The following is a 19,955-nucleotide window of genomic DNA, read 5'->3' as shown; positions in this document are numbered from 1 at the left end:
GGTCCTCGGAGTCGGGGGCAGTATGAGCGTCTTCCAGGGTATCCGGCTCCGCAAGACAATCGTCCCCGCCCGCTGCATCACGGACGGGGGTCACGCCTTCAGCATCTCTTCCAGCTTCCGGGCCTGCGAGGCCGCCTCCTCCTCGGGCAGCGGAGCGCCCTCGGCGTTCGTCACGTAGAAGGCGTCGACCGCGTTGGAGCCCAACGTGGACACATGCGCGCTGCGCACCCGCACTCCCGCGTCCTCCAGGGCGCGCCCGATACGGAACAGCAGGCCGGGCGCGTCCTGGGCGCGGACCTCGATCACCGTGGCGAGGTGGGAGGCCGCCGGGTGGACGGTCACCCGGGGCGGGGGCGGCAGGACGCCCCGGCGGCGGGGGTAGGCCGCGTCGCGTTCCGCGAGGCGGGCGGCGATGTCCAGCGAGCCGTCCAGCGCGCGCACGAGGTCGGCGCGCAGCCGGGCGGCCTGCGGCAGGGAGCCGTACTCGGCCGCGACCCGCCAGTCCAGCAGCAGCACCGAGCCGTCCACCCCGTCCGGCAGGTCCAGCGCCCGCAGCTCGGCGGTGCGCACGGTGAGCCGGTGCACGGCGAGGACACCGGCCACCGCGGGCAGCACACCCGGCTGGTCGGGTACGGCGATGAGCAGCTCCACCCCGAGCGGCTCGGGATCGCCCTCGCCGGCGGGCGCCTCACCGGCCGCTCCCTCGCCGGGCGGCTCCGCCTGCGCGCGCAGCGCCAGCACGGGCCCGCCGGTGGTGACGGCCTCCAGTGCGAGCCGTTCCTGCTCGGCGGTCGGCGCGGCCGGCTCGGGGTCCTCCGGCGCGTCGCCGGCGAGCACGGCCGACACCCGCCGCACCAGGTCGGCGACGAGCGAACCCCGCCACGAGGACCAGGCGGCCGGGCCGGTGGCCAGCGCGTCCGCCTCGGTCAGGGCGTGCAGCAGCTCCAGCGTGGACGGCGTGCCGACGGCCTCGGCGACCAGCCGCACGGTGGCCGGGTCGTCCAGGTCACGCCGGGTGGCGGTCTCGATCAGCAGCAGGTGATGGCGGACGAGGGCGGCGAGTACGGCGACGTCCGCGCGGTCGAAGCCGATGCGCGCGGCGACGTCGCGGGCGATGATCTCGCCGGCCACCGCGTGGTCGCCGGGCCAGCCCTTGCCGATGTCGTGCAGCAGGGCCGCGACCAGCAGCAGGTCGGGCCGGCCGACCCGGCGGGTGAACTCCGAGGCGCGCACGGCCGTCTCGATCAGGTGCCGGTCGACGGTCCACACATGGACGGCGTTGCGCTGCGGCCGGCAGCGCACCCGCTCCCAGTCGGGCAGCAGCCGGGTGATCAGCCCCTCGGCCTCCAGCGCCTCCCACACCTCGACCGTGGGGCGGCCCGAGCCGAGCAGCGTGACCAGCTGCTCCCGGGCCTCGGCGGGCCAGGGCGCCGGCAGCGGGCGCGCGGTGGCGGCCATCCGGCGCACGGCGTGCAGGGACAGCGGCAGGCCCGCCTGGGCGGCGGCGGCCGCGGCGCGCAGCGGCAGCACGGGGTCGCGTTCGGGACGCGCGGCACGGGCGAGCACCACCTCGCCGTCCTGCTCGACGACGCCCTCGGCCAGCGGCGAGCGCTCGGTGACCGGTTTGCCGCCGCCCAGGATGGCGCGCAGCCGGGGCCGTACCGCGCGGGAGCGCAGCACACGGCTCACCTCGCGCCAGGTGACGTCACTGGCGTAGGAGATGACGCGGGCCGCCTCGTAGACCTGCCGGAGCAGGGCGTCGGCGTCGAGCAGGCCGAGGCCGGCGGCGACCTGGTCCTGTTCCTGCAAGGAGAGCCGGTCGGCGGCCCGGCCGGTGGTCAGATGCAGGGCGTCGCGGACGTCGAGGAGGCGGCGGCGGGCGTCGGCGAGGCCCTCGCGGGGCGCGTCGGCGAGCCAGGAGGCGGCGACGGCGCGCAGGGCGGTGGCGTCCCTGAGTCCGCCGCGGGCCTCCTTGAGGTCCGGTTCCAGCAGGTACTGCAGCTCGCCGTGGCGCTCGGCCCGTTCGGCGCACAGCTCCTGGAGTTCGGGCAGGCGCCCCGGGGCCTGGTTGCGCCAGTCGGCGAGGACGGCGGTGCGCAGGGAAGCGGTCAGGGCGGGGTCGCCGGCGAGGTGGCGGGCGTCCAGCAGGCCCAGCTGCACCTTCAGGTCCTCCCCGGCCGTCCTGCGGGCCTCCGCCGGGGTGCGCACGGAGTGGTCGAGGGCGAGGCCGAGGTCCCACACCGGATACCAGAGGCGGTCGGCGAGCGCGGCGACCTCCTTGGGGTCGGCGCCGTCGTGCAGCAGGACCAGGTCGAGGTCGCTGCGCGGCGACAGCTCGCCGCGCCCGTACCCGCCGACCGCGACCAGGGAGACACCCGTGAGGTCGCCGGAGCCCGCCGCGAACAGCTCCGCGAGCCAGTCGTCGGTGAGCTGGGACAGGGCCGCACGGCGCGGCGGCCCGGACTGCTCCCCCTCGGTGAGGAGGTGCAGCCGGGCCGCCACGTAGCCGCTGGGGCCGGAGTCCTCTGCTTCGTCGCGCGCGTTGGTCGTCGTCACCCAGCGACTCCTGTTCGTCAAGCGGTCAGAGCGCGTCGGGGCCGCGCTCGCCGGTGCGGACCCGGACGGCCGTGTCGACCGGGATCGACCAGACCTTGCCGTCACCGATCTTGCCGGTACGGGCCGCCTTCACGACGACCTCGATGAGCTGCTCGGCGTCGTCGTCCTCGGCCAGCACCTCGATACGGATCTTCGGGACCAGGTCGACGGTGTACTCGGCGCCGCGGTAGACCTCGGTGTGGCCCCGCTGCCGACCGTAGCCGCTGGCCTCGGTGACCGTCAGCCCGTGGACCCCGAAGGCCTGCAGGGCCTCCTTGATCTCGTCGAGCCGGTGCGGCTTGACGACGGCGGTGATGAGCTTCATGCGTCCACCTTTCGGGTCGCGGCCTCGACGGCGGCCTGTACGGCGCTGGTGCGGGCGGCTCCGCCTCCGGCGCCGCTGAAGTCGTACGCGGTCTCGGCGTGCTCGCTCTGGTCGATGCCGCGGACCTCCTCGTCCTCGGTGACCCGCATCCCGATGGTCTTGTCGAGGAGGAAGGCGAGGATCGCGGAGACGACGAGGGAGTAGGCGAGGACGGCGCCGACGCCGGCGCACTGCTTCCACAGCTGAGTGAAGGAGTGGTCGCCGTAGAGGACGCCGGTCGCTGTGGACTGGCCCTTGCCGGTGGCGAAGAAGCCGATGAGCAGCGAGCCGGCGATGCCGCCGACCATGTGGACGCCGACGACGTCGAGCGAGTCGTCGTAGTTGAACCGGTACTTCAGGCCGACGGCCATCGCGCACAGCACACCGGCGATGGCGCCGACGGCGATCGCGCCGAGCGGGGAGACCGCGCCGCCGGAGGGCGTGATGGCGACCAGGCCGGCGACCGCGCCGGAGGCGGCGCCCAGCGTGGTGAACGCGCCGTGCCGGATCTTCTCGTAGATCAGCCAGGCCAGCATGGCGGCAGCGGTCGCGACCTGCGTGTTCACGAACATCAGCGCGCCCACGCCGTCGTCGTTGCCGAGCCAGGAGCCGGCGTTGAAGCCGAACCAGCCGAACCACAGCAGCCCCGCGCCCAGCATGACCAGGGGCAGGCTGTGCGGGCGCATCGGGTCCTTCTTGAAGCCGACGCGCTTGCCGATGACGAGGATCACGCCGAGCGCCGCGGCACCGGCGTTGATGTGCACGGCCGTCCCGCCGGCGAAGTCGATGACGCCCAGTTCGTAGGCCCAGCCGCCCGCGCCCCAGACCCAGTGCGCGACGGGGAAGTACACGATCGTCACCCACAGCGTGATGAACAGCGCCCACGCGCTGAACTTCACGCGGTCGGCGAGCGCGCCGCTGATCAGGGCGGGTGTGATGATCGCGAACATCAGCTGGAACACGCAGAACACGAAGACGGGGATGGAGTAGCCGTCCCACAGCTGGGTCAGCCCGATGTTGCTCAGGCCCAGCCAGTCGGAGTTCCATCCGATGAGGCTGCCGGAGTCCGTGCCGAAGGCGAGGGAGAAGCCGTAGAGCACCCACAGGATGGTGACGATCCCGAGGCTGATGAAGCTCATCATCAGCATGTTCAGGGTGCTCTTGACGCGGACCATGCCTCCGTAGAAGAAGGCCAGGCCCGGGGTCATGAGCATCACCAGGGCGGAACAGATGAGCATGAAGCCGGTGTTGGCGGACGACAGTTTGGGCGCGTCCGCCGCAAGCATGATGGCTGCTGGTGCCATCGGCGTCTCCTCGTCGTTGTACGGCCCCGTGCGGGCGAAGCCTGAGCGGAATGCCTCAGCGGCATGAGGGGTGGGCCGGTTATGGCGACGAGAGTGACGCAGCGCCGTTTCGGTGGGCGCCCCGCGTTGTTTCGCCGGGGTGACGAAGGCGCCCGGCGTGTTACGCCCCGATGAATTGCCGGGGGGACGGGACCGGCCGCGGCCGGCCTTCCGATGACCTGGCGGGGGAGCCGAGTCGGGCAGTTCGGGAGGGCCGGCCGCGGCCGGGGTTCAGGGGTGCAACGGTGCGGGTCAGACCGCCTCGGCGGCCTCCGGCAGCTCGGCGGCGAGCTTGTCGGTGAGGTCGACGATCTCGGCGAGGTCGCCGAAGTCGCGGGCGGCGGTGTCGACGGTCTTGCGGATCCGGGTGTTGACCCGCTCGGAGCGCACCTTCCGGGCGATCCGCATGGCCTGCCCGGCGTACACCGTGCTCTGCTCGGGCTCGCGCCGCAGCAGGTGGACGGTGGCCATGCCGATGAGATTCAGCGCATACGACCGCTGGTGCTCGCTGTCGTCGGCGAACAGCTCCACGGCCCGCTGCATCAGCGGCTCGGCCAGCGAGGCGTAGGCGGGGCTGCGGCCGGCGACGTAGGCGAGGTCGCGGAAGGAGTGGCTGTTCTCGCCGTACAGCTCGGCCTCGGAGAAGAAGCGGATCCAGTCGGGGTCCGGCTCGTCCCAGTCGTCGGCGTCGGCGAAGGTGTCCTCGGCCATGCGGACGGCCCGCTTGCACTTGCCGGGCTGGCCCATGTTGGCGTAGGCGCGGGCCTCCATCGCATACAGCATCGCCTGGGTGCGCGGGCTCGCGCAGTCGCGGCTGCCGTACTGGGCGAGGTGGATGAGTTCCAGGGCGTCCTCGGGCCGGCCGAGGTGGATCATCTGGCGGCTCATGCTGGACAGGATGTAGGAGCCGAGCGGCTTGTCGCCGGCCTCCTTCGCGGCGTGCAGCGCGAGGACGAAGTACTTCTGCGCGGTCGGCTGGAGCCCGACGTCGTACGACATCCAGCCGGCCAGCTCGGCCAGCTCGGCGGCGACCTTGAACAGGCGCCGGGTCGTGGTCTCGGGCTGGGGTTCCTGGAGCAGGTCGGTGACCTCGTGCAGCTGGCCGACGACCGCCTTGCGGCGCAGGCCGCCGCCGCACTGGGCGTCCCACTGGCGGAACATCACGGTCGTGGACTCCAGCAGGTCCAGTTCCGGCTTGGAGAGCCGGCCTCGGGCGCGGCTGGTGGGGATCGGCTGCGGATCGGCCTCCAGGCGCTGGCCGGGCAGCGCCGGCGTGGGCACCAGCCAGCGCTGCATCGGCTCGATGAGGGCGGGACCCGCGGCCAGGCCCAGCGAGCTGCCGAGGAAGCCGCGCCGCGCCAGCATCAGGTCGCTGCGCGAGAACTCGCCCAGCAGGGCGACGGTCTGCGGGCCCGTCCAGGGCAGGTCGACACCCGTGGCGGACGGCGACGGGCGCACGGTGCGCAGGCCGAGGTCCTCGATGGAGACGACACAGCCGAAGCGCTCGGAGAACAGCTCGGACAGGATCCTGGGGATGGGCTCGCGGGGGTTCTCGCCGTCCAGCCAGCGGCGGACCCGCGAGGTGTCGGTGGAGATGTGGTTGGCGCCCAGCTGGCGGGCGCGGCGGTTGACCTGACGGGCCAGCTCGCCCTTCGACCAGCCGCTGCGCACGAACCAGGACCCCAGCAGCTCGTTGGGGCGCTTCTCAGCGTTCGTCCCGCTACCGCCGTTGCCGCCCACTGGAACGCCCCCATCCCTCAAGACCTCTTGCCGCGCCGTGCGACGCCGCCGCGCGGCCGCGCCGCTGCGCCAAGCCCTATCAGAATGCCGGTCCTCGGGGCCTTCCGTCCGGTGGTTGTCACCCTTCGAACGGAAAACCGAGTTGCCTCCGGCATACCCACGAGTGCATGTGCCCGCCGGTACCGTGCACTCAAAGTAATCCTACGATCACCCGTCCGGCCATGGTGAAACCGTAAACGCCACCATTCGCCACCCCTTCGAATGAACTCACGGTGGCCTTCCCGCGATTCACTTGACATAGGACAGCCGGGAGTGAGCGGACGGATGCACTCGGGGGCGCGTGTCGCCGGATGCACCACCGACGGCGCTTCCGGACGCCGTCGGCGGCGGACTCGAGGACACGCTCCGTAGCGGGTTGAGTGTTCTTGGTCACCACAGCGTCGTAACCACCGGTGCGTCGGACCCGTTGGAGGGGGCATGGGCTTCACGATCGGCAGCAGTCGGGGCATCCGTGACATCCGCGACATGCGGTCCGCCTCCCGGCGGCGCGGCCGCTCGTCGGAGTGCACCGCCGTGGCGGAGTTCACCGGCCTGTGGGGCTGGGACGTGGTGCCGGGCGCGCGGGCGGTGGCGGGGGCGTGCTCCTGCGGGCACCGCGACTGTCCGGCGCCGGGGGCGCATCCGCTGTCGTTCGCGGCCGAGGTGCGGGCCGGGGCGACGCTGGACGAGGTGACCGCGGCGTGGGCCGAGGTGCCCGGGGCGTCGGTGATGCTGCCGGTCGGGCGGGCGTTCGACGTACTGGAGGTCGCGGAGGCGGCGGGACGGCGGGCGCTGGTGCGGCTGGAGCGGATGGGCGTGCCGCTGGGGCCGGTCACCGTGACGCCCCAGGGGCGGGCGCAGTTCTTCGTGGCGCCGGGGGCGGCGGCCGATCTGCCGCGGTTGCTGTACCGGATGGGCTGGGACGATCCCGGGCTTGACCTTCTGGGGCTGGGGGCCGGGACGTATGTCACGGCTCCGCCGTCGGATCGGGGCGGGGCGGGGGCGGTGCGGTGGCTGCGGCCGCCGGCGCTGGATTCGGCTACTCGGCCGGCGGGGGCGCGGCTGTTGCTGGGGACGTTGGCGTATGCGGCGCATCGGTCGCGGGGGTAATTGGTCGTAGGTCGTCTGCGGGTGCGTGGGGGCTGGTCGCGCCCACGCGGCGGAGCCGCATATCGACTCAGCCCCGCGCCCCTTGGATGCCTGCGGCGGCCCGTTGCGGTCCGGTGGGTGGTTGCTGTCGCGCCTACGACCGGTTCCTGAGTCGGGGCCGGGGTGGGGGGGGGCCGTCCTCGGTCCGGCCGCGACGACGGCGCCGTTGCCCGGTGCCGGCCGCTGCGGGCGGACACCCCCCACCCCGTCCCCTTCCCGCCGCACGCGGGTGCAGCGCCGTCGCGGCGGGTGCCCCGGCCCGCGCTCACTGAACGTCGGTGAACGCACCCCACCCCCGGACGGGACCCGTGCCGGGGGTGGGATTACAGGTTGACGACGGAGTCGCTAGTCGCCGAGGAGGGCGTCCACGAAGGCGCCCGGTTCGAAGGGGGCCAGGTCGTCCGCGCCCTCGCCGAGGCCGACCAGCTTGACCGGTACGCCCAGCTCGCGCTGGACCGCGATCACGATGCCGCCCTTGGCGGTGCCGTCGAGCTTGGTCAGGACGATGCCGGTGATGTCGACGACCTCCGCGAAGACGCGGGCCTGGACCAGACCGTTCTGGCCGGTCGTGGCGTCGAGGACCAGCAGCACCTCGTCGAGCGGGGCGTGCTTCTCCACGACCCGCTTGACCTTGCCGAGCTCGTCCATGAGGCCGGTCTTGGTGTGGAGGCGGCCCGCGGTGTCGATGAGGACGACGTCCGACCCCATCTCCTTGCCCTCCTTCACCGCGTCGAAGGCGACGGAGGCGGGGTCGCCGCCCTCCGGCCCGCGCACGGTGTACGCGCCGACCCGCTCGCCCCAGGTCTGGAGCTGGTCGGCGGCGGCGGCGCGGAAGGTGTCGGCGGCACCGAGGACGACGGAGCGGCCGTCGGCCACCAGGACGCGGGCCAGCTTGCCGGTGGTGGTGGTCTTGCCGGTGCCGTTGACGCCGACGACCATCACGATGCCCGGCTTGCTGGTGGCCGGCTCGGTCTTGACCTCGCGGTCCATCTCCGGGCCGACGAGCGTGAGCAGCTCCTCGCGCAGCAGGCCGCGCAGCTCCTCCGGCGTGCGGGTGCCGAGCACCTTCACGCGTTCACGCAGACGCTCGACGAGCTCCTGCGTGGGCTGCACACCGACGTCCGCGGTGAGCAGCGTGTCCTCGATCTCCTCCCACGTGTCCTCGTCGAGGTGTTCACGGGAGAGCAGGGTGAGCAGGCCCTTGCCCAGGGCGTTCTGGGAACGGGAGAGGCGGGCGCGCAGGCGGACCAGGCGTCCCGCGGTGGGCTCCGGGATCTCGATCTCGGGAGCCTCGACGACTTCGGCCGGCGGCTCCTCTACGGCGACGGGAGCCCGGCCGCCTGGAAGATCCACCTCCTCGATGGTGCGCCGCGGTTCCTCCCGCGGCGTCTCGGCCTCGTCGCCGACGTGCGGCTCGGCCGGAGGAGCGGTGATGTCGGGCGCGGCGGGGGGCGGCGGGGGCAGCGACTTCTTCCGTCGGCTGCCGACCACGAGCCCGCCGAGCGCGACGATCGCGACCACGGCGATGACTACAGCAAGGATGACGGTTTCCATAACCCGTCCAGTATCAGCCATGGGGGCCCGCCGGAGCCGTCTTGTGGCTTCCTCTGAGAGACAAACGCCACTGGAGGGCAGGAGTCGGTCCAAAGTACGATGGTGGTCCCTACATCAACGCGCGTAGAGTCCCGACGACACCCCGTCCCCCACCTTGAGGCTCCCTCCTTCCATGAGTAAGACCGCCGAGACCGAAGGCGCTCTCGAAACCCGCGGCATCGAACAGGTGCCCGACAGTGAGCGCACCGCCAAGCCCCGCGAGCTGTTCCCCACCTGGGTGGGCGCCAACATCAGCGTGCTGCTGCTGACGATGGGCGCGAGCCTCGTCGTGGCGTACCACCTGGACATCTGGCAGGCGCTCGTCGTCGCGGCCGTCGCTCCCGTCGTGTCGTACGGCCTGGTCGGGCTCATCGGCATCGCCGGCAAGCGTGGCGGGGCGCCCGGCATGGCGCTGTCGCGCGCGGTGTTCGGCCAGCGCGGCAACCTGCTGCCCGGTTCGCTGATCTGGGTGGCCCGCTGGGGCTGGGAGACGATCAACGCGGTGACCGGCGCCTACGCCATGCTCACCATCCTGGACATCGTCCTCGGCGTCCACGCGAACAGCGTGCTCGACATGGTCATGCTGCTGCTGTTCGTCGTCGCCACCTTCGCGATCTCCGGGCTCGGCATCAACGCCGTCCAGAAGTGCAACAAGTACGCGACCTACCTCTTCGGCGCCTTCTCGGTGCTCGTCCTCGTCTATCTGGCCGTCAACACCGACTGGTCGAAGGTCATGGACCACGGCGCCGGCTCAACGGCCGCGGTGATCACCGGTATCGGCATGATCGCGGCCGGCGGCGTCAGCTGGATCCCGTCCGCCCCCGACTTCACCCGCTACCTGCCGCGTACGGCGTCCTCGAAGGCGATCGTCGGTACGTCGGTCGGCGGCGCCGGCATCGTCGTCCTGCCGATGGTGCTGATGGGCGCGGTGATGGCGGTGTCCACGCCGGACCTGGCGTCGGCCTCCGACCCGGTGTCCTTCGTCGGTGAGATCCTGCCCACCTGGATCGCGGTGCCGTATCTGCTGATCGCGCTGATCGGCATGCTGCTGATCAACTCCATGTCGATGTACTCGGCCGGCTTCACCGCGCAGACCCTCGGCTTCAAGGTGCCGCGCCACTGGGCGGTGTCCGTGAACGCCGTGATCTCGCTGATCTTCGGCGGTGTGCTGATGCTGGTGGCGACCAGCTTCATGGGGTCCTTCATCGCCTTCCTGTCCCTGCTCGCCGTCGCCTTCTCCGCCTGGGTCGGCGTCTTCGGCGCGGACATGCTGCGGCGCACGGAGTACGACGGCGCGGCCATGGCCGACACCTCGCGCCGCAGCGCGTACTGGTACCGGGGCGGCTTCGCCCCCGCGGCGGTCGTCTCCTGGGCGGTGGGTCTCGTCGGCGGCCTGATGTTCACCACGTCGGACTGGTTCACCGGCCCGCTCGCGAAGAACAACGTCATCGGCGAGTACGGCCTCGGCTGGGTCGCCACCATCGTGATCTCCGGCCTGCTCTACCTCGCCCTGCCGAAGCCGCCAGTAGCCCGGCCGACGGCAACGGCGCCGACCGAGGACCGCGAGAGCCTGACCGTCTGACCACCCCTCTGCAAGCCCCCTCCGGCGAAGAAGTGCCGGAGGGGGCTTCTTCACACCGGTCACCAACCGCGGCGCACCCAACAGAAGCGGCGACGCCCCAAACCCGCCGACGGCGGGAAGGGGCCGGGGTGGGGGGTGTCCGCCCGCAGCGTCCGGCACCGACCAACAGCGCGCCCGTCGGAAACGGCCGGCCGGACCGAGGACGGACACCCCCCACCCCGGCCCCGACTCAGAAACCGGCCGTAGGCGACAGCAACCGGCCACCGGACAGCAACGGGCCGCCGCAGGCACAAAAGGGGCGCGGGGAACTGCGCGACCAGCCACAACGTACCCGCAGACGACCACGCACCCAGCGCCGCAGGCACAACGCACCCGCAGACAACCACGCACCCGGCGCCGCAGGCAAAGGCACCGCCGCCCCCGCCCAGGCACGAGCCGGGCGGGGGCGGCGGACGGATCGAGGAGAGGGGCAGCGGGGACTTGGCCCTTCTCCCCGAGTTCGGGGGGCGTCAGCCCATCTCCTCCAGGGCCTTGCCCTTCGTCTCCTTGACGAACTTCAGGACGAACGGGATGGAGAGCGCGGCGAACACCGTGTAGATCACATAGGTGCCGGAGAGGTTCCAGTCGGCCAGCGACGGGAAGCTCGCGGTGATGGCCCAGTTGGCGATCCACTGCGCGGCGGCGGCCACGCCCAGCGCGGCGGCGCGGAGCTTGTTCGGGAACATCTCGCCGAGGAAGACCCACACGACCACGCCCCAGGACAGGGCGAAGAAGAGCACGAAGATGTGGGCGGCGATCAGGGCGACCCAGCCCTGGGTGGTCGGGAGCTTGCCGTCGACCAGGTGGTAGCTGAACGCCCAGGCCTCCAGCGCGAGGCCGACGACCATGCCGACCGAGCCGATGAGCGCGAGCGGCTTACGGCCCACGCGGTCCACGAAGATCATCGCGATCACGGTGCCGACGATGTTGATGATCGACGTGGTGAAGGAGTAGAAGAACGAGTCCGACGGGTCGACGCCCACCGACTGCCACAGGGTGGAGGAGTAGTAGAACGCGACGTTGATGCCGACGAACTGCTGGAACACCGACAGGCCGATACCGATCCAGACGATCGGCTTGAAGAAGAAGCCACCACCGAGCAGGTCCTTGAAGGAGGACTTGTGCTCGCTCTTCATCGCCAGCTCGATCTCGTTGACGCGGGCGTTCAGGTCGACGCCCTTGCCCTCGACCTCGGCGAGGATCTCCTTGGCGCGATCACGCTTGCCGACGGAGATCAGGAAGCGCGGCGACTCGGGGATGGCGAAGGAGAGCATGCCGTACAGGACGGCCGGGACGACCATGACGCCGAGCATGACCTGCCAGGCCTCCAGGCCCATCAGCTTGCCGCGCTGGTCGCCGCCGGCGGCGTTGAGCAGACCCCAGTTGACCAGCTGGGAGACGGCGATGCCGATGACGATGGCGGCCTGCTGGAAGGAGCCGAGGCGGCCGCGGTAGGCGGGCGGGGCGACCTCGGCGATGTAGGCCGGGCCGATCACGGACGCCATGCCGATGGCGAAGCCGCCGACGATGCGCCAGAAGGCGAGGTCCCACAGGGCGAAGGGCAGGGCCGAGCCCACGGCGCTGACGGTGAAGAGGGCCGCGGAGATCTGCATGCAGCGGATACGGCCGATCCGGTCGGCTATCCGGCCGGCGGTGGCGGCGCCGATGGCACAGCCGATCAGGGCGATGGCGATGACCTGGGCCAGCGCGGCGGAGCCGATGTCGTAGCGGCTTCGGATGGCCTCGACGGCGCCGTTGATGACGGAGCTGTCGTAACCGAAGAGGAAACCGCCCATCGCGGCCGCTGCCGCGATGAAGATGACATGCCCGAGATGATCGGGATGAGCCGTACGGGCTCCTGACTGGGGTGCCTGCGCTGTGCTGGTCACGTGTACTCCTCGGGCCACCGGCAACGCTGCCGGGTGGGGGTCTGCCCTTCCAGGCTTCCAGTGGCGCATATCCGTACGCCGCTCACACCTGAAGGTAAAAGCAACGTTGCAGAGACTATGCCTTCAAGTTTCGAAGTCAATAGTTCAACGGCTGTGAGTTTGTAGATACACCAGGCCAACTTGTGTTCAATAAATGAACGGCGAGTCAGATGATCTTGAAGGGCCCGTGTCCCTAGCGCAGGCGCTGGGAGATGACCTTCGAGACGCCGTCGCCCTGCATGGAGACGCCGTACAGCGCGTCCGCGACCTCCATCGTCCGCTTCTGGTGCGTGATCACGATCAGCTGCGAGGCCTCCTGCAGCTCCTGCATGATCCGGATCAGCCGCTGCAGGTTCGTGTCGTCCAGCGCCGCCTCGACCTCGTCCATGACGTAGAAGGGGCTCGGCCGGGCCTTGAAGATCGACACGAGCAGCGCCACGGCGGTCAGCGACCGTTCGCCGCCCGAGAGCAGGGACAGCCGCTTGACCTTCTTGCCCGGCGGGCGGGCCTCGACGTCCACGCCCGTGGTGAGCATGTTGCCGGGGTCGGTCAGCACCAGGCGGCCCTCGCCGCCCGGGAAGAGGCGGCTGAAGACGCCCTCGAACTCACGGGCCGTGTCCCGGTAGGCCTCCGTGAAGACCTGCTCGACCCGCTCGTCCACCTCTTTGACGACCTGGAGCAGGTCGGCGCGGGTCTTCTTCAGGTCCTCCAGCTGCTCGCTCAGGAACTGGTGCCGGGCCTCCAGCGCGGCGAACTCCTCCAGCGCGAGCGGATTGACCTTGCCGAGCTGCTGGTAGGCACGCTCGGCGGCCTTCAGACGCTTCTCCTGCTCGGCGCGTACGAAGGGGCGCGGCTGGTTGCGCGGATGCTCGGGGTCCTCCGGCAGCTCCTCGCCGTCGGCGGGGGGCGAGGGCGGCACGGGCTGATCCGGCCCGTACTCGGCGACCAGCCCCTGAGGTTCGACACCCAGCTCCTCCAGCGCCTTGCTCTCCAGCTGCTCGATGCGCAGCCGCTTCTCGGCGCCGAGTACCTCGCCCCGGTGGACTGAATCCGTCAACTTGTCCAGCTCGGCCTTCACTTCGCGCCCGGTGACGCGGGCAGCGGTCAGCTCCTGCTCACGGGCCGCCTTGGCGGCCTCCGCCGCCGACCGTTCCCGTTCGGCCCGGGCGAGGGAGACCTCGACGTGCGCGAGCAGCTGGCGGGCGCCGGCGGCGACGGCCCGGGCGACGGCCGCCTCGTGGCGCAGCCGGGCCCGGCGCTGCTCGGCACGCGCGCGTGCCTCGCGTTCCGCGCGGGCGGCCCGGTCCAGGGAGTCGGCCCGCCCGGCCAGGCCCTTCACGCGTTCCTCATGGGTACGGACCTGGAGGCGGGCCTCCATCTCGGTCTGGCGGGCGTTGGCGCCGTCGGCGGCCAGCCGGTCGCGTACGGCGGTGTCCGGCTCCTCGTCGACGGGGGTCTCCTCGGCGACCGCCAGCCGTTCCGCCAGCTCCTCCGCGTCCTGAACGGCCTGCTCCAGCGCCTCCTGCGCGCGGGCCGCGGCGGCGGTGGCCCGCTCGGCCTCACCGGCGGCCGCGCGGGCCTGCCCGGCGAGCCGCCCGAGCTGCTGCGCGACGGCCGACTTCTCCCGGTCGGCGGCCCGCCGGCGCTCACCGAGTTCTTCTACGAGGGTGACGGCCCCGGTGCGCCGTTCAGCCGCCGCCCGCTGCTCCTCGGCCAGCTCCTCGCACCGCACGGCCAGCTCGGCCAGCTCGCCCGCGGCCTCGTCGACGGAGGCCTGCACCTCCAGCAGGCTGGGGGCGCCGGCGGAGCCGCCGTGGGCGAAGTGGGCGCCGAGCAGGTCGCCTTCGGCGGTCACGGCGGTCAGCTCGGGGTGCGCGTAGACGACGTCCTCCGCGTCCTCCAGAGTGCCGACGACCACGATTCCGTGCAGGCGGCGGCGGACGGCGGGCATGAGGTCGGCCGGGCCTCTCACGAGGTCCACGGCGGGGCGCCCGCCGGGGAGGGGAGTGACAGGTGCCGGTGCGTCTGCGGGTGCGTTGTGGTCGCTCGCGCCGTTCCCCGCGCCCCTTTGGGGCGCTTCCGGGGCCCCGGACAAGAGCAGGGCCGCTCGGCCCCCGTCCTGTTTGCGCAGGAGGCGGATCGCGTCCGCTGCCGCGGCCGGGGTTTCGACGGCGATCGCGTCCGCGGCGGCTCCGAAGGCCGCGGCCAGGGCGACCTCGTAGCCGGGCTCCACCGTGAGCAGCTCTGCCGCCGGGCCGAGGACGCCCTTCAGGCGGTCGCGGGCGGCGAGCAGTATGCCGGTGCCGTCCTTGCGGCGCAGGCCCATGGCCAGTGCCTCGTGGCGGGCCTGGGTGGCGGCGCGGCCGCGTTCGGCGGCGGTGAGGGCCTCGCGGGCGGTGCTGAGCGCCGTTTCCGCTTCGGCGAGCTGCCGCTTGGCCGTCTCGTGCCGTGCGGCCAGTTCCTCGTCGCCGGCGTCGAGGCCGTCGACCTCCGCCTGGAGCGCCTCGTACTCCTCCTGTGCGGTGACGGCGCGCTCCTGGGCCTCGTCGCGGGCGGCGGCCAGGCGGTCGATCTCGGCCTGCGCGGACGCGGCGCGCGAGCGTGCGGCGCCGAACTGGCCGCGCAGCCGGGCGAGGCCCTCGCGGCGGTCGGCAATGGCACGGGCGACGTCCTTCAGGCGCCGCTCCTCCTGGGCCAGCTCCCGCTCCAGCTCGGCGCGGTGGGCGACGGTGTCCTCCAGGGCCCGCTCGGCGGCCTCCAGCGCGGCCGTCAGCTCGGCCTCCTGTTCGCGGATGCGGGCGGCCTCGCGCTCCATGTCCTCGGGGTCGCGGCCGCGCCGTTCCTCGGGCGGGGCGGAGGTGGCGCTCGTGACGCGGGCGTCGGCCAGCGAGATCGTGCCGCGGACGCGTTCGGCGAGCTGGGAGAGCTCGTACCAGGTCTGCTGGGCGCGCTGGAGACGTGGCGTGAGCTGCCGTACCTCGTCCTCCAGCTGGGCCTCGCGCTGCTGGGCCTTCTTCAGGTCCTGCTCGGCGGCTTCCTTGCGGGCCTTGAGCGCGGCCTCGTCGGCGATCTCGGTCTGCAGTGCCTGGCGCAGGCGTACGAGGTCGTCGGCGAGCAGGCGCAGGCGGGCGTCGCGCAGGTCGGCCTGGATGACGGCGGCCCGGCGGGCGACGGCGGCCTGCCGGCCGAGGGGTTTGAGCTGGCGGCGCAGTTCGTCGGTGAGGTCCTGGACGCGCGCGAGGTTGGCCTGCATCGCGTCCAGCTTGCGCAGCGCCTTCTCCTTGCGCTTGCGGTGCTTGAGGACGCCCGCGGCCTCCTCGATGAAGGCGCGCCGGCCCATGGGGTCGGCGTGTAGGACGGAGTCGAGCTGGCCCTGGCCGACGATGACATGCATCTCGCGGCCGATGCCGGAGTCGGAGAGCAGTTCCTGGATGTCGAGCAGCCGACAGGTGTCGCCGTTGATCTGGTACTCGCTGCCGCCGTTGCGGAACATGATCCGCGTGATGGTGACCTCGGCGTACTCGATGGGCAGCGCGCCGTCGGAGTTGTCGATGGTCAGCGACACCTCGGCGCGGCCCAGCGGCGGGCGGCCGGTGGTGCCGGCGAAGATGACGTCCTCCATCTTGCCGCCGCGCAGCGACTTGGCGCCCTGTTCGCCCATGACCCAGCTGAGCGCGTCCACGACGTTGGACTTGCCGGAGCCGTTGGGGCCGACGACACAGGTGATCCCCGGTTCGAAGCGGAGCGTGGTCGCCGAGGCGAACGACTTGAACCCGCGGAGCGTCAGGGCCTTGAGGTGCACGCCGTCGGACTCTACCTTCCGGGGGTTGTCCCACTCCATGAACCACGGGGCGACCCGCGGTTTCACTGGTGAACGCGGAGGGCACATCAGACGTTGAAGAGAGTGAAAGATGCACGGGGGCAAGAAAGACAAGAAAGAAGGGACGCCGAGGCGTCCCTTGCAGTTCTGACACTAAGCGGTTGTGACGGACAGCCCAACCACTGCTTGTGCTGTTGTGGAGCGTGCAGTGATCAGGTGAGCGCAGGCTCCGCCTGGTGTGCGTCAACGCTCTCCATGATCCTGTCGTGAGAAGCGGCAGCCTGCAGGGCGTCCTTCTCGGCCTGGATCCGCACGAGCTCGGATTCGAGGTCCTGGACGCGCTGCTGGAGCCGTCGCATCTCGGCGAGGAGTCGCGGGTCGGAGCCGCCGACGTAACCGAGAAGCGCCTTTGCCATGATGGATGGTCCTCCACACTGAGTGACCGACCGAAGCGGTGGTGGGTCGTGAGGGATTCGCACCCGCGGCTGCTTGGCGGGCCTGCAGTTGTGCTGCCGTTCAGCCATGCCAAACAGCTAAGGTGCGCGGGCTTTCAGCGTCTCACCAAAAAGTTTGACGGTCAACACGATCACGCCCCGTGTGGGAGGGCGACCCGGGGCGCGCGGCATGAAAGCGCCTGCGCTGCGACTCCTGCGGGCCCCTGGGGGCGTGACGATCATCCTTGCGTGCGGAGCCTGCCATCGCAAGCCCTTCTCCGCAACGACCTGCCGGTTTGCGTGGAGTGAGGGGGGGGCGCGCGGCGGCCTTCGGCGCGCCCTGGGGAGGGCGGGGGCCGGGGATCAGCGGATGGCGAACCCGTCGTAGCCGCCGCGGGGTGTGTCCCAGATCTCGGTGACGCCGTCCACGCGGCCGGGCGTGTCAGCGCCGGAGAGCCAGTCGAGCAGGTTCTCGCAGCCGGGGCGGGGGCCCTCCGCGACCACCTGGACGCGGCCGTCGGCCAAATTGAGAGCAAAACCACTCAGGCCGCCGATCTCGAGGGCCTTGGCCCGCGTGAACCAGCGAAAACCCACGCCCTGCACGTTTCCACGCACCCAGGCGACCAGTCGTACATCCTCGCTCATGAGTGCAACCTAACCGGCCAATGTCTCTCGGGACACATCCTCCCCGTGCGCCATGGGGTACCGTCCCGACGCAATGCATCTCATATGAAACTCACCCGATCGGGTGAGTCTGGTCGGCTGCCGGGGGCGAGGGGACCCCCGTGATCCGCTGGGCGGGCCGATCGCGAGGACGAGGAAGGCCAGGACATGGGACGCCACCGACGCTCCGCCGCCGGCCGCGCCGCCAAGGGCCGCGCCACGGGGGCCACTCAGCCGGAGGGCTCCTTCGCGGAGCACCGCGCCCCGGGGCACTCGACCGGGGGCGACACCGCCCCCATGGGCATCGCGCCCTATCTGAACCCCGAGGCGTACGCGGAGGCCGTGGCGAAGAGCCAGGCGTATCTGTTCGCCACCGAGGACGCCTCCTGCGGGGGCGGTTCCGGGGCGGGCTTCACGCCGGACGCGGGCGCATCGCGCGGCGGTGGCCGGCGGCGGCGCAGGCGGGCGGTGACGCCGGTGCGCACCGGGCTGCTGGGCGTCGCGGGCGCGGTCGCCATCGGTACGGTCGCCGTCGCCTCGGGCGTGGTGCCGGGCCTGCACAACTACCGGCTCGGCGGCAGCTCCGGCGGAGACGGCGGGGTGCGCGCCGCGGAGGCGCCGACGAACTCGCCGAGCCAGCAGGGCGGCACGTCCGGCAGCGCGGAGCCCGGCAACGGCAGCGGCCCGGCCGCGGGCCGGACCCCCAGCCGTTCGACCGCGGCACCGGCATCGGCCTCTGCCTCCCCCTCTCCCTCTCCCTCGGCCTCGAAGGCGGCCTCCCCTTCGCCGTCGGCGTCCCCGTCCACGGCGTCGCCCTCCCCCACGCCCACACCGTCGAAAACCGCGTCCCGGCAACCTTCGGCCGCACCGCGCACGACGGCCCCTTCGCGCAAGGCGACCCCCACCAAGGCACCGGAGCCGACCAGCGCACCGCCGGTCACCGTGTCGGCGCGGGCGCAGGCCGAGGCGGAGGTCCTGCGGCTGGTCAACGACGAGCGGGCGAAGGCGGGGATCGCCCCGCTGGCGGCGAACAGCGCGCTGACGGGTCTGGCGGAGGACTTCAGCGACGACATGGCCGCGCGCGGCTTCTTCGACCACACCGACCCCGACGGGCACACGCCGTGGGACCGCGCCGCGAAGGCCGGCATAACGGGCCTCGGCGGCGAGAACATAGCCCGCGGCCAGGCCGACCCGGCGGCGGTGGTCGCAGCCTGGATGGACAGCCCGGGCCACCGCGCCAACATCCTCAACCCGGACTTCAAGACCCTCGGCGTCGGAGTCCACTTCGGCCCGGGCGGCCCCTGGTGGACCCAGGACTTCGGGTTCTGAACCGACGTACGGCACCCCTCTGTGAAGCGAACGCAATGCTAAGTTGAACGCGTTCAAAATGCAGGGGGTACTTGTGTCGACGCAACCGGAGAGGCCCTACAGAGTGGGGCGGGTGCTGCGCCGGATGGGGCGGTGCGTGCTGACGTATCTGCTCCTCTACTGGGCGGCCTGGCTGGCCCTCTCCCGAGCCTCCGGATGGAGCGAGGACTTTGCGGGGACCATGCGGATCGCGGCGGTGCTGCTGCTGGTCACCGGCGTACCGAGCCTGCTCATCGCCGTGTTCGCAGCGACGGTGCACAACCGCATGGATCCGCACCGGTTCCGCGCCCTGCTCCTCATTCCGCTCACGCTCACACTGACGCCGCTCACGTTGATCGGCGCGATCGAGCCGATGGGTTTCCAACTGCTCGCCCACATCGCCTTCGCCGCCCTGATCCCCGCGCCGCTGTTTCCGGAGGACTGGGCCGGCGACGACGGCATCGCGGGGGCGGCGTGACGCAGCAGCAGTGGGACGGCGATGCCGACTGCCGGAGAGTCCTGAGCCGGGCATGGGCGGCGACCGCCGTCGGTTACGGCTGCGCGGCGGGCGTTGTCGTGTTCGTGGCCGTCAGCGTCGCCGCCGTGGCGGCGTTCTGGGCGCTGGCCATGGTGCTTGCCAAGTAACGCCGGGGCCGGTCAGGCTGCCGCCAGGCCCCTCAGGAAGACGCGGGCCGTTTCCGTCACCCGGCGGCCCAGGTGTTCGGCCGTGGCGAGGTCGGCCTTGTGGACGGCCTCGGGGCCCTCGTCGACGTTGGTCTGGGCGGCGGCGCCGGAGAAGAAGCCGAGGCGGTTGAGATCGTTCTCGGAGGCCGTGCTGCTGTTCCAGCCGGGCAGCAGGCCCAGGTTGACCCAGTGCATGCCGAGCTGCGCGGCGAGGATCTGGAAGAACTGCAGGGTGTGCAGCTTGTCGCCGCTCTTGGAGCCGGAGTTGGTGAAGCCCGCCGCCAGCTTGTCCGCCCACGCCCGGGTGGCCCACCGCTTGGACGTGGCCTCGGCGAAGACATGGAAGGCGCCGGACGCGGTGCCCATGTAGGTCGGCGAGCCGAAGACGATCGCGTCGGCGCGGTCCAGCAGCTCCCACTGGGCGTCGGTGATCTTGTCCACCTCCACCAGGTGGACCTCGGCGCCGGCGTCCGCGGCGCCCGCGCGCACCGCCTCGGCGAGGACGGCGGTGTGGCCGAAGCCGGAGTGGTAGGCGATGGCGACAACAGGGGTGGTCATGCGTACTCCTCGTAAGGGCTGCTCGGAAGCGATGACCAAAGGAAAGCACTAACTTTTGGTTAGTGCAACCCAGACGA

The 19,955-nt window shown here is 71.8% G+C and carries 15 protein-coding genes; 5 read left to right on the top strand and 10 right to left on the bottom strand.

Annotation, left to right across the window (positions count from 1 at the left end; translation table 11 throughout):
- Positions 1–90 precede the first annotated feature (90 nt).
- The 4 genes from AC0B9F_RS30480 to nsdA all read right to left on the bottom strand — a co-directional run bounded on the left by AC0B9F_RS30480 (position 91) and on the right by nsdA (position 6,042).
- Positions 91–2,556 carry a [protein-PII] uridylyltransferase gene (locus AC0B9F_RS30480; protein WP_472007946.1) on the bottom strand — a complete coding sequence of 822 codons (2,466 nt, stop codon included), beginning with the start codon at positions 2,554–2,556 and terminating at the stop codon, positions 91–93.
- A 25-nt stretch (positions 2,557–2,581) separates the two neighbouring features.
- Positions 2,582–2,920 carry a P-II family nitrogen regulator gene (locus AC0B9F_RS30475; protein WP_028802442.1) on the bottom strand — a complete coding sequence of 113 codons (339 nt, stop codon included), beginning with the start codon at positions 2,918–2,920 and terminating at the stop codon, positions 2,582–2,584.
- Positions 2,917–4,263 (bottom strand): ammonium transporter, encoded by a 1,347-nt coding sequence (locus tag AC0B9F_RS30470; protein WP_472007944.1) that lies wholly within the window; start codon positions 4,261–4,263, stop codon positions 2,917–2,919. Before AC0B9F_RS30470 ends, AC0B9F_RS30475 begins: the two co-directional genes overlap by 4 nt.
- A 291-nt stretch (positions 4,264–4,554) precedes the next feature.
- Positions 4,555–6,042 (bottom strand): transcriptional repressor NsdA, encoded by a 1,488-nt coding sequence (gene nsdA, locus AC0B9F_RS30465; RefSeq protein WP_472007943.1) that lies wholly within the window; start codon positions 6,040–6,042, stop codon positions 4,555–4,557.
- Between the two features lie 477 nt (positions 6,043–6,519).
- Here nsdA and AC0B9F_RS30460 point away from each other — a divergent pair, with 477 nt between their 5' ends.
- Complete coding sequence (locus AC0B9F_RS30460; RefSeq protein ID WP_472007941.1) at positions 6,520–7,191, top strand: bifunctional DNA primase/polymerase; 672 nt, start codon at positions 6,520–6,522, stop codon at positions 7,189–7,191.
- Between the two features lie 384 nt (positions 7,192–7,575).
- On the opposite strand, the gene ftsY is transcribed toward AC0B9F_RS30460, so the two are convergent.
- The gene (gene ftsY, locus AC0B9F_RS30455; RefSeq protein ID WP_472007940.1) at positions 7,576–8,784 is read right to left on the bottom strand and encodes a signal recognition particle-docking protein FtsY; all 1,209 of its coding nucleotides are present in this window, start codon (positions 8,782–8,784) and stop codon (positions 7,576–7,578) included.
- 172 nt (positions 8,785–8,956) lie between these two features.
- Between ftsY and AC0B9F_RS30450 the strand changes: the two genes are divergently transcribed.
- Positions 8,957–10,405 carry a cytosine permease gene (locus AC0B9F_RS30450; RefSeq protein ID WP_472007938.1) on the top strand — a complete coding sequence of 483 codons (1,449 nt, stop codon included), beginning with the start codon at positions 8,957–8,959 and terminating at the stop codon, positions 10,403–10,405.
- Positions 10,406–10,914: 509 nt separating this feature from the next.
- On the opposite strand, the gene AC0B9F_RS30445 is transcribed toward AC0B9F_RS30450, so the two are convergent.
- The 4 genes from AC0B9F_RS30445 to AC0B9F_RS30430 all read right to left on the bottom strand — a co-directional run bounded on the left by AC0B9F_RS30445 (position 10,915) and on the right by AC0B9F_RS30430 (position 17,271).
- Positions 10,915–12,333, bottom strand: a complete 1,419-nt coding sequence (locus AC0B9F_RS30445; protein ID WP_472007936.1) for a sugar porter family MFS transporter — start codon at positions 12,331–12,333, stop codon at positions 10,915–10,917.
- Positions 12,334–12,565: 232 nt separating this feature from the next.
- The gene (smc, locus tag AC0B9F_RS30440) at positions 12,566–16,174 is read right to left on the bottom strand and encodes a chromosome segregation protein SMC (protein WP_472007935.1); all 3,609 of its coding nucleotides are present in this window, start codon (positions 16,172–16,174) and stop codon (positions 12,566–12,568) included.
- 230 nt (positions 16,175–16,404) lie between these two features.
- Positions 16,405–16,608 (bottom strand): hypothetical protein, encoded by a 204-nt coding sequence (locus tag AC0B9F_RS30435; RefSeq protein WP_361627640.1) that lies wholly within the window; start codon positions 16,606–16,608, stop codon positions 16,405–16,407.
- 381 nt (positions 16,609–16,989) lie between these two features.
- Positions 16,990–17,271, bottom strand: coding sequence for an acylphosphatase (locus AC0B9F_RS30430; RefSeq protein ID WP_472007934.1), 282 nt, complete (start codon positions 17,269–17,271; stop codon positions 16,990–16,992).
- A 186-nt stretch (positions 17,272–17,457) separates the two neighbouring features.
- Here AC0B9F_RS30430 and AC0B9F_RS30425 point away from each other — a divergent pair, with 186 nt between their 5' ends.
- From AC0B9F_RS30425 to AC0B9F_RS30415, 3 genes are all read left to right on the top strand, one after another.
- On the top strand, positions 17,458–18,618 hold the full coding sequence (locus AC0B9F_RS30425) for a CAP domain-containing protein (RefSeq protein ID WP_472007932.1): 1,161 nt from the start codon (positions 17,458–17,460) through the stop codon (positions 18,616–18,618).
- Positions 18,619–18,730: 112 nt separating this feature from the next.
- A complete protein-coding gene (locus AC0B9F_RS30420) occupies positions 18,731–19,114 on the top strand; it encodes a hypothetical protein (protein WP_472007930.1) in 384 nt (127 codons plus the stop codon).
- Positions 19,111–19,281, top strand: a complete 171-nt coding sequence (locus AC0B9F_RS30415; protein WP_472007928.1) for a hypothetical protein — start codon at positions 19,111–19,113, stop codon at positions 19,279–19,281. Before AC0B9F_RS30420 ends, AC0B9F_RS30415 begins: the two co-directional genes overlap by 4 nt.
- Before the next feature lie 12 nt (positions 19,282–19,293).
- On the opposite strand, the gene AC0B9F_RS30410 is transcribed toward AC0B9F_RS30415, so the two are convergent.
- Positions 19,294–19,878 (bottom strand): flavodoxin family protein, encoded by a 585-nt coding sequence (locus AC0B9F_RS30410; protein WP_472007927.1) that lies wholly within the window; start codon positions 19,876–19,878, stop codon positions 19,294–19,296.
- Positions 19,879–19,955: the final 77 nt, after the last annotated feature.

This window comes from Streptomyces sp. NPDC097129, assembly GCF_055668065.1.
This window is presented reverse-complemented; position numbering and strand designations above follow the sequence as displayed.

Bases quoted from the DNA above. Each gene is read 5' to 3' on its own strand.
- AC0B9F_RS30475 (WP_028802442.1), bottom strand. From the start codon at position 2,920: ATGAAGCTCATCACCGCCGTCGTCAAGCCGCACCGGCTCGACGAGATC.
- ftsY (WP_472007940.1), bottom strand. From the start codon at position 8,784: ATGGAAACCGTCATCCTTGCTGTAGTCATCGCCGTGGTCGCGATCGTC.
- AC0B9F_RS30435 (WP_361627640.1), bottom strand. From the start codon at position 16,608: ATGGCAAAGGCGCTTCTCGGTTACGTCGGCGGCTCCGACCCGCGACTC.
- AC0B9F_RS30450 (WP_472007938.1), top strand. From the start codon at position 8,957: ATGAGTAAGACCGCCGAGACCGAAGGCGCTCTCGAAACCCGCGGCATC.
- AC0B9F_RS30470 (WP_472007944.1), bottom strand. From the start codon at position 4,263: ATGGCACCAGCAGCCATCATGCTTGCGGCGGACGCGCCCAAACTGTCG.
- AC0B9F_RS30460 (WP_472007941.1), top strand. From the start codon at position 6,520: ATGGGCTTCACGATCGGCAGCAGTCGGGGCATCCGTGACATCCGCGAC.
- AC0B9F_RS30425 (WP_472007932.1), top strand. From the start codon at position 17,458: ATGGGACGCCACCGACGCTCCGCCGCCGGCCGCGCCGCCAAGGGCCGC.
- AC0B9F_RS30430 (WP_472007934.1), bottom strand. From the start codon at position 17,271: ATGAGCGAGGATGTACGACTGGTCGCCTGGGTGCGTGGAAACGTGCAG.
- AC0B9F_RS30410 (WP_472007927.1), bottom strand. From the start codon at position 19,878: ATGACCACCCCTGTTGTCGCCATCGCCTACCACTCCGGCTTCGGCCAC.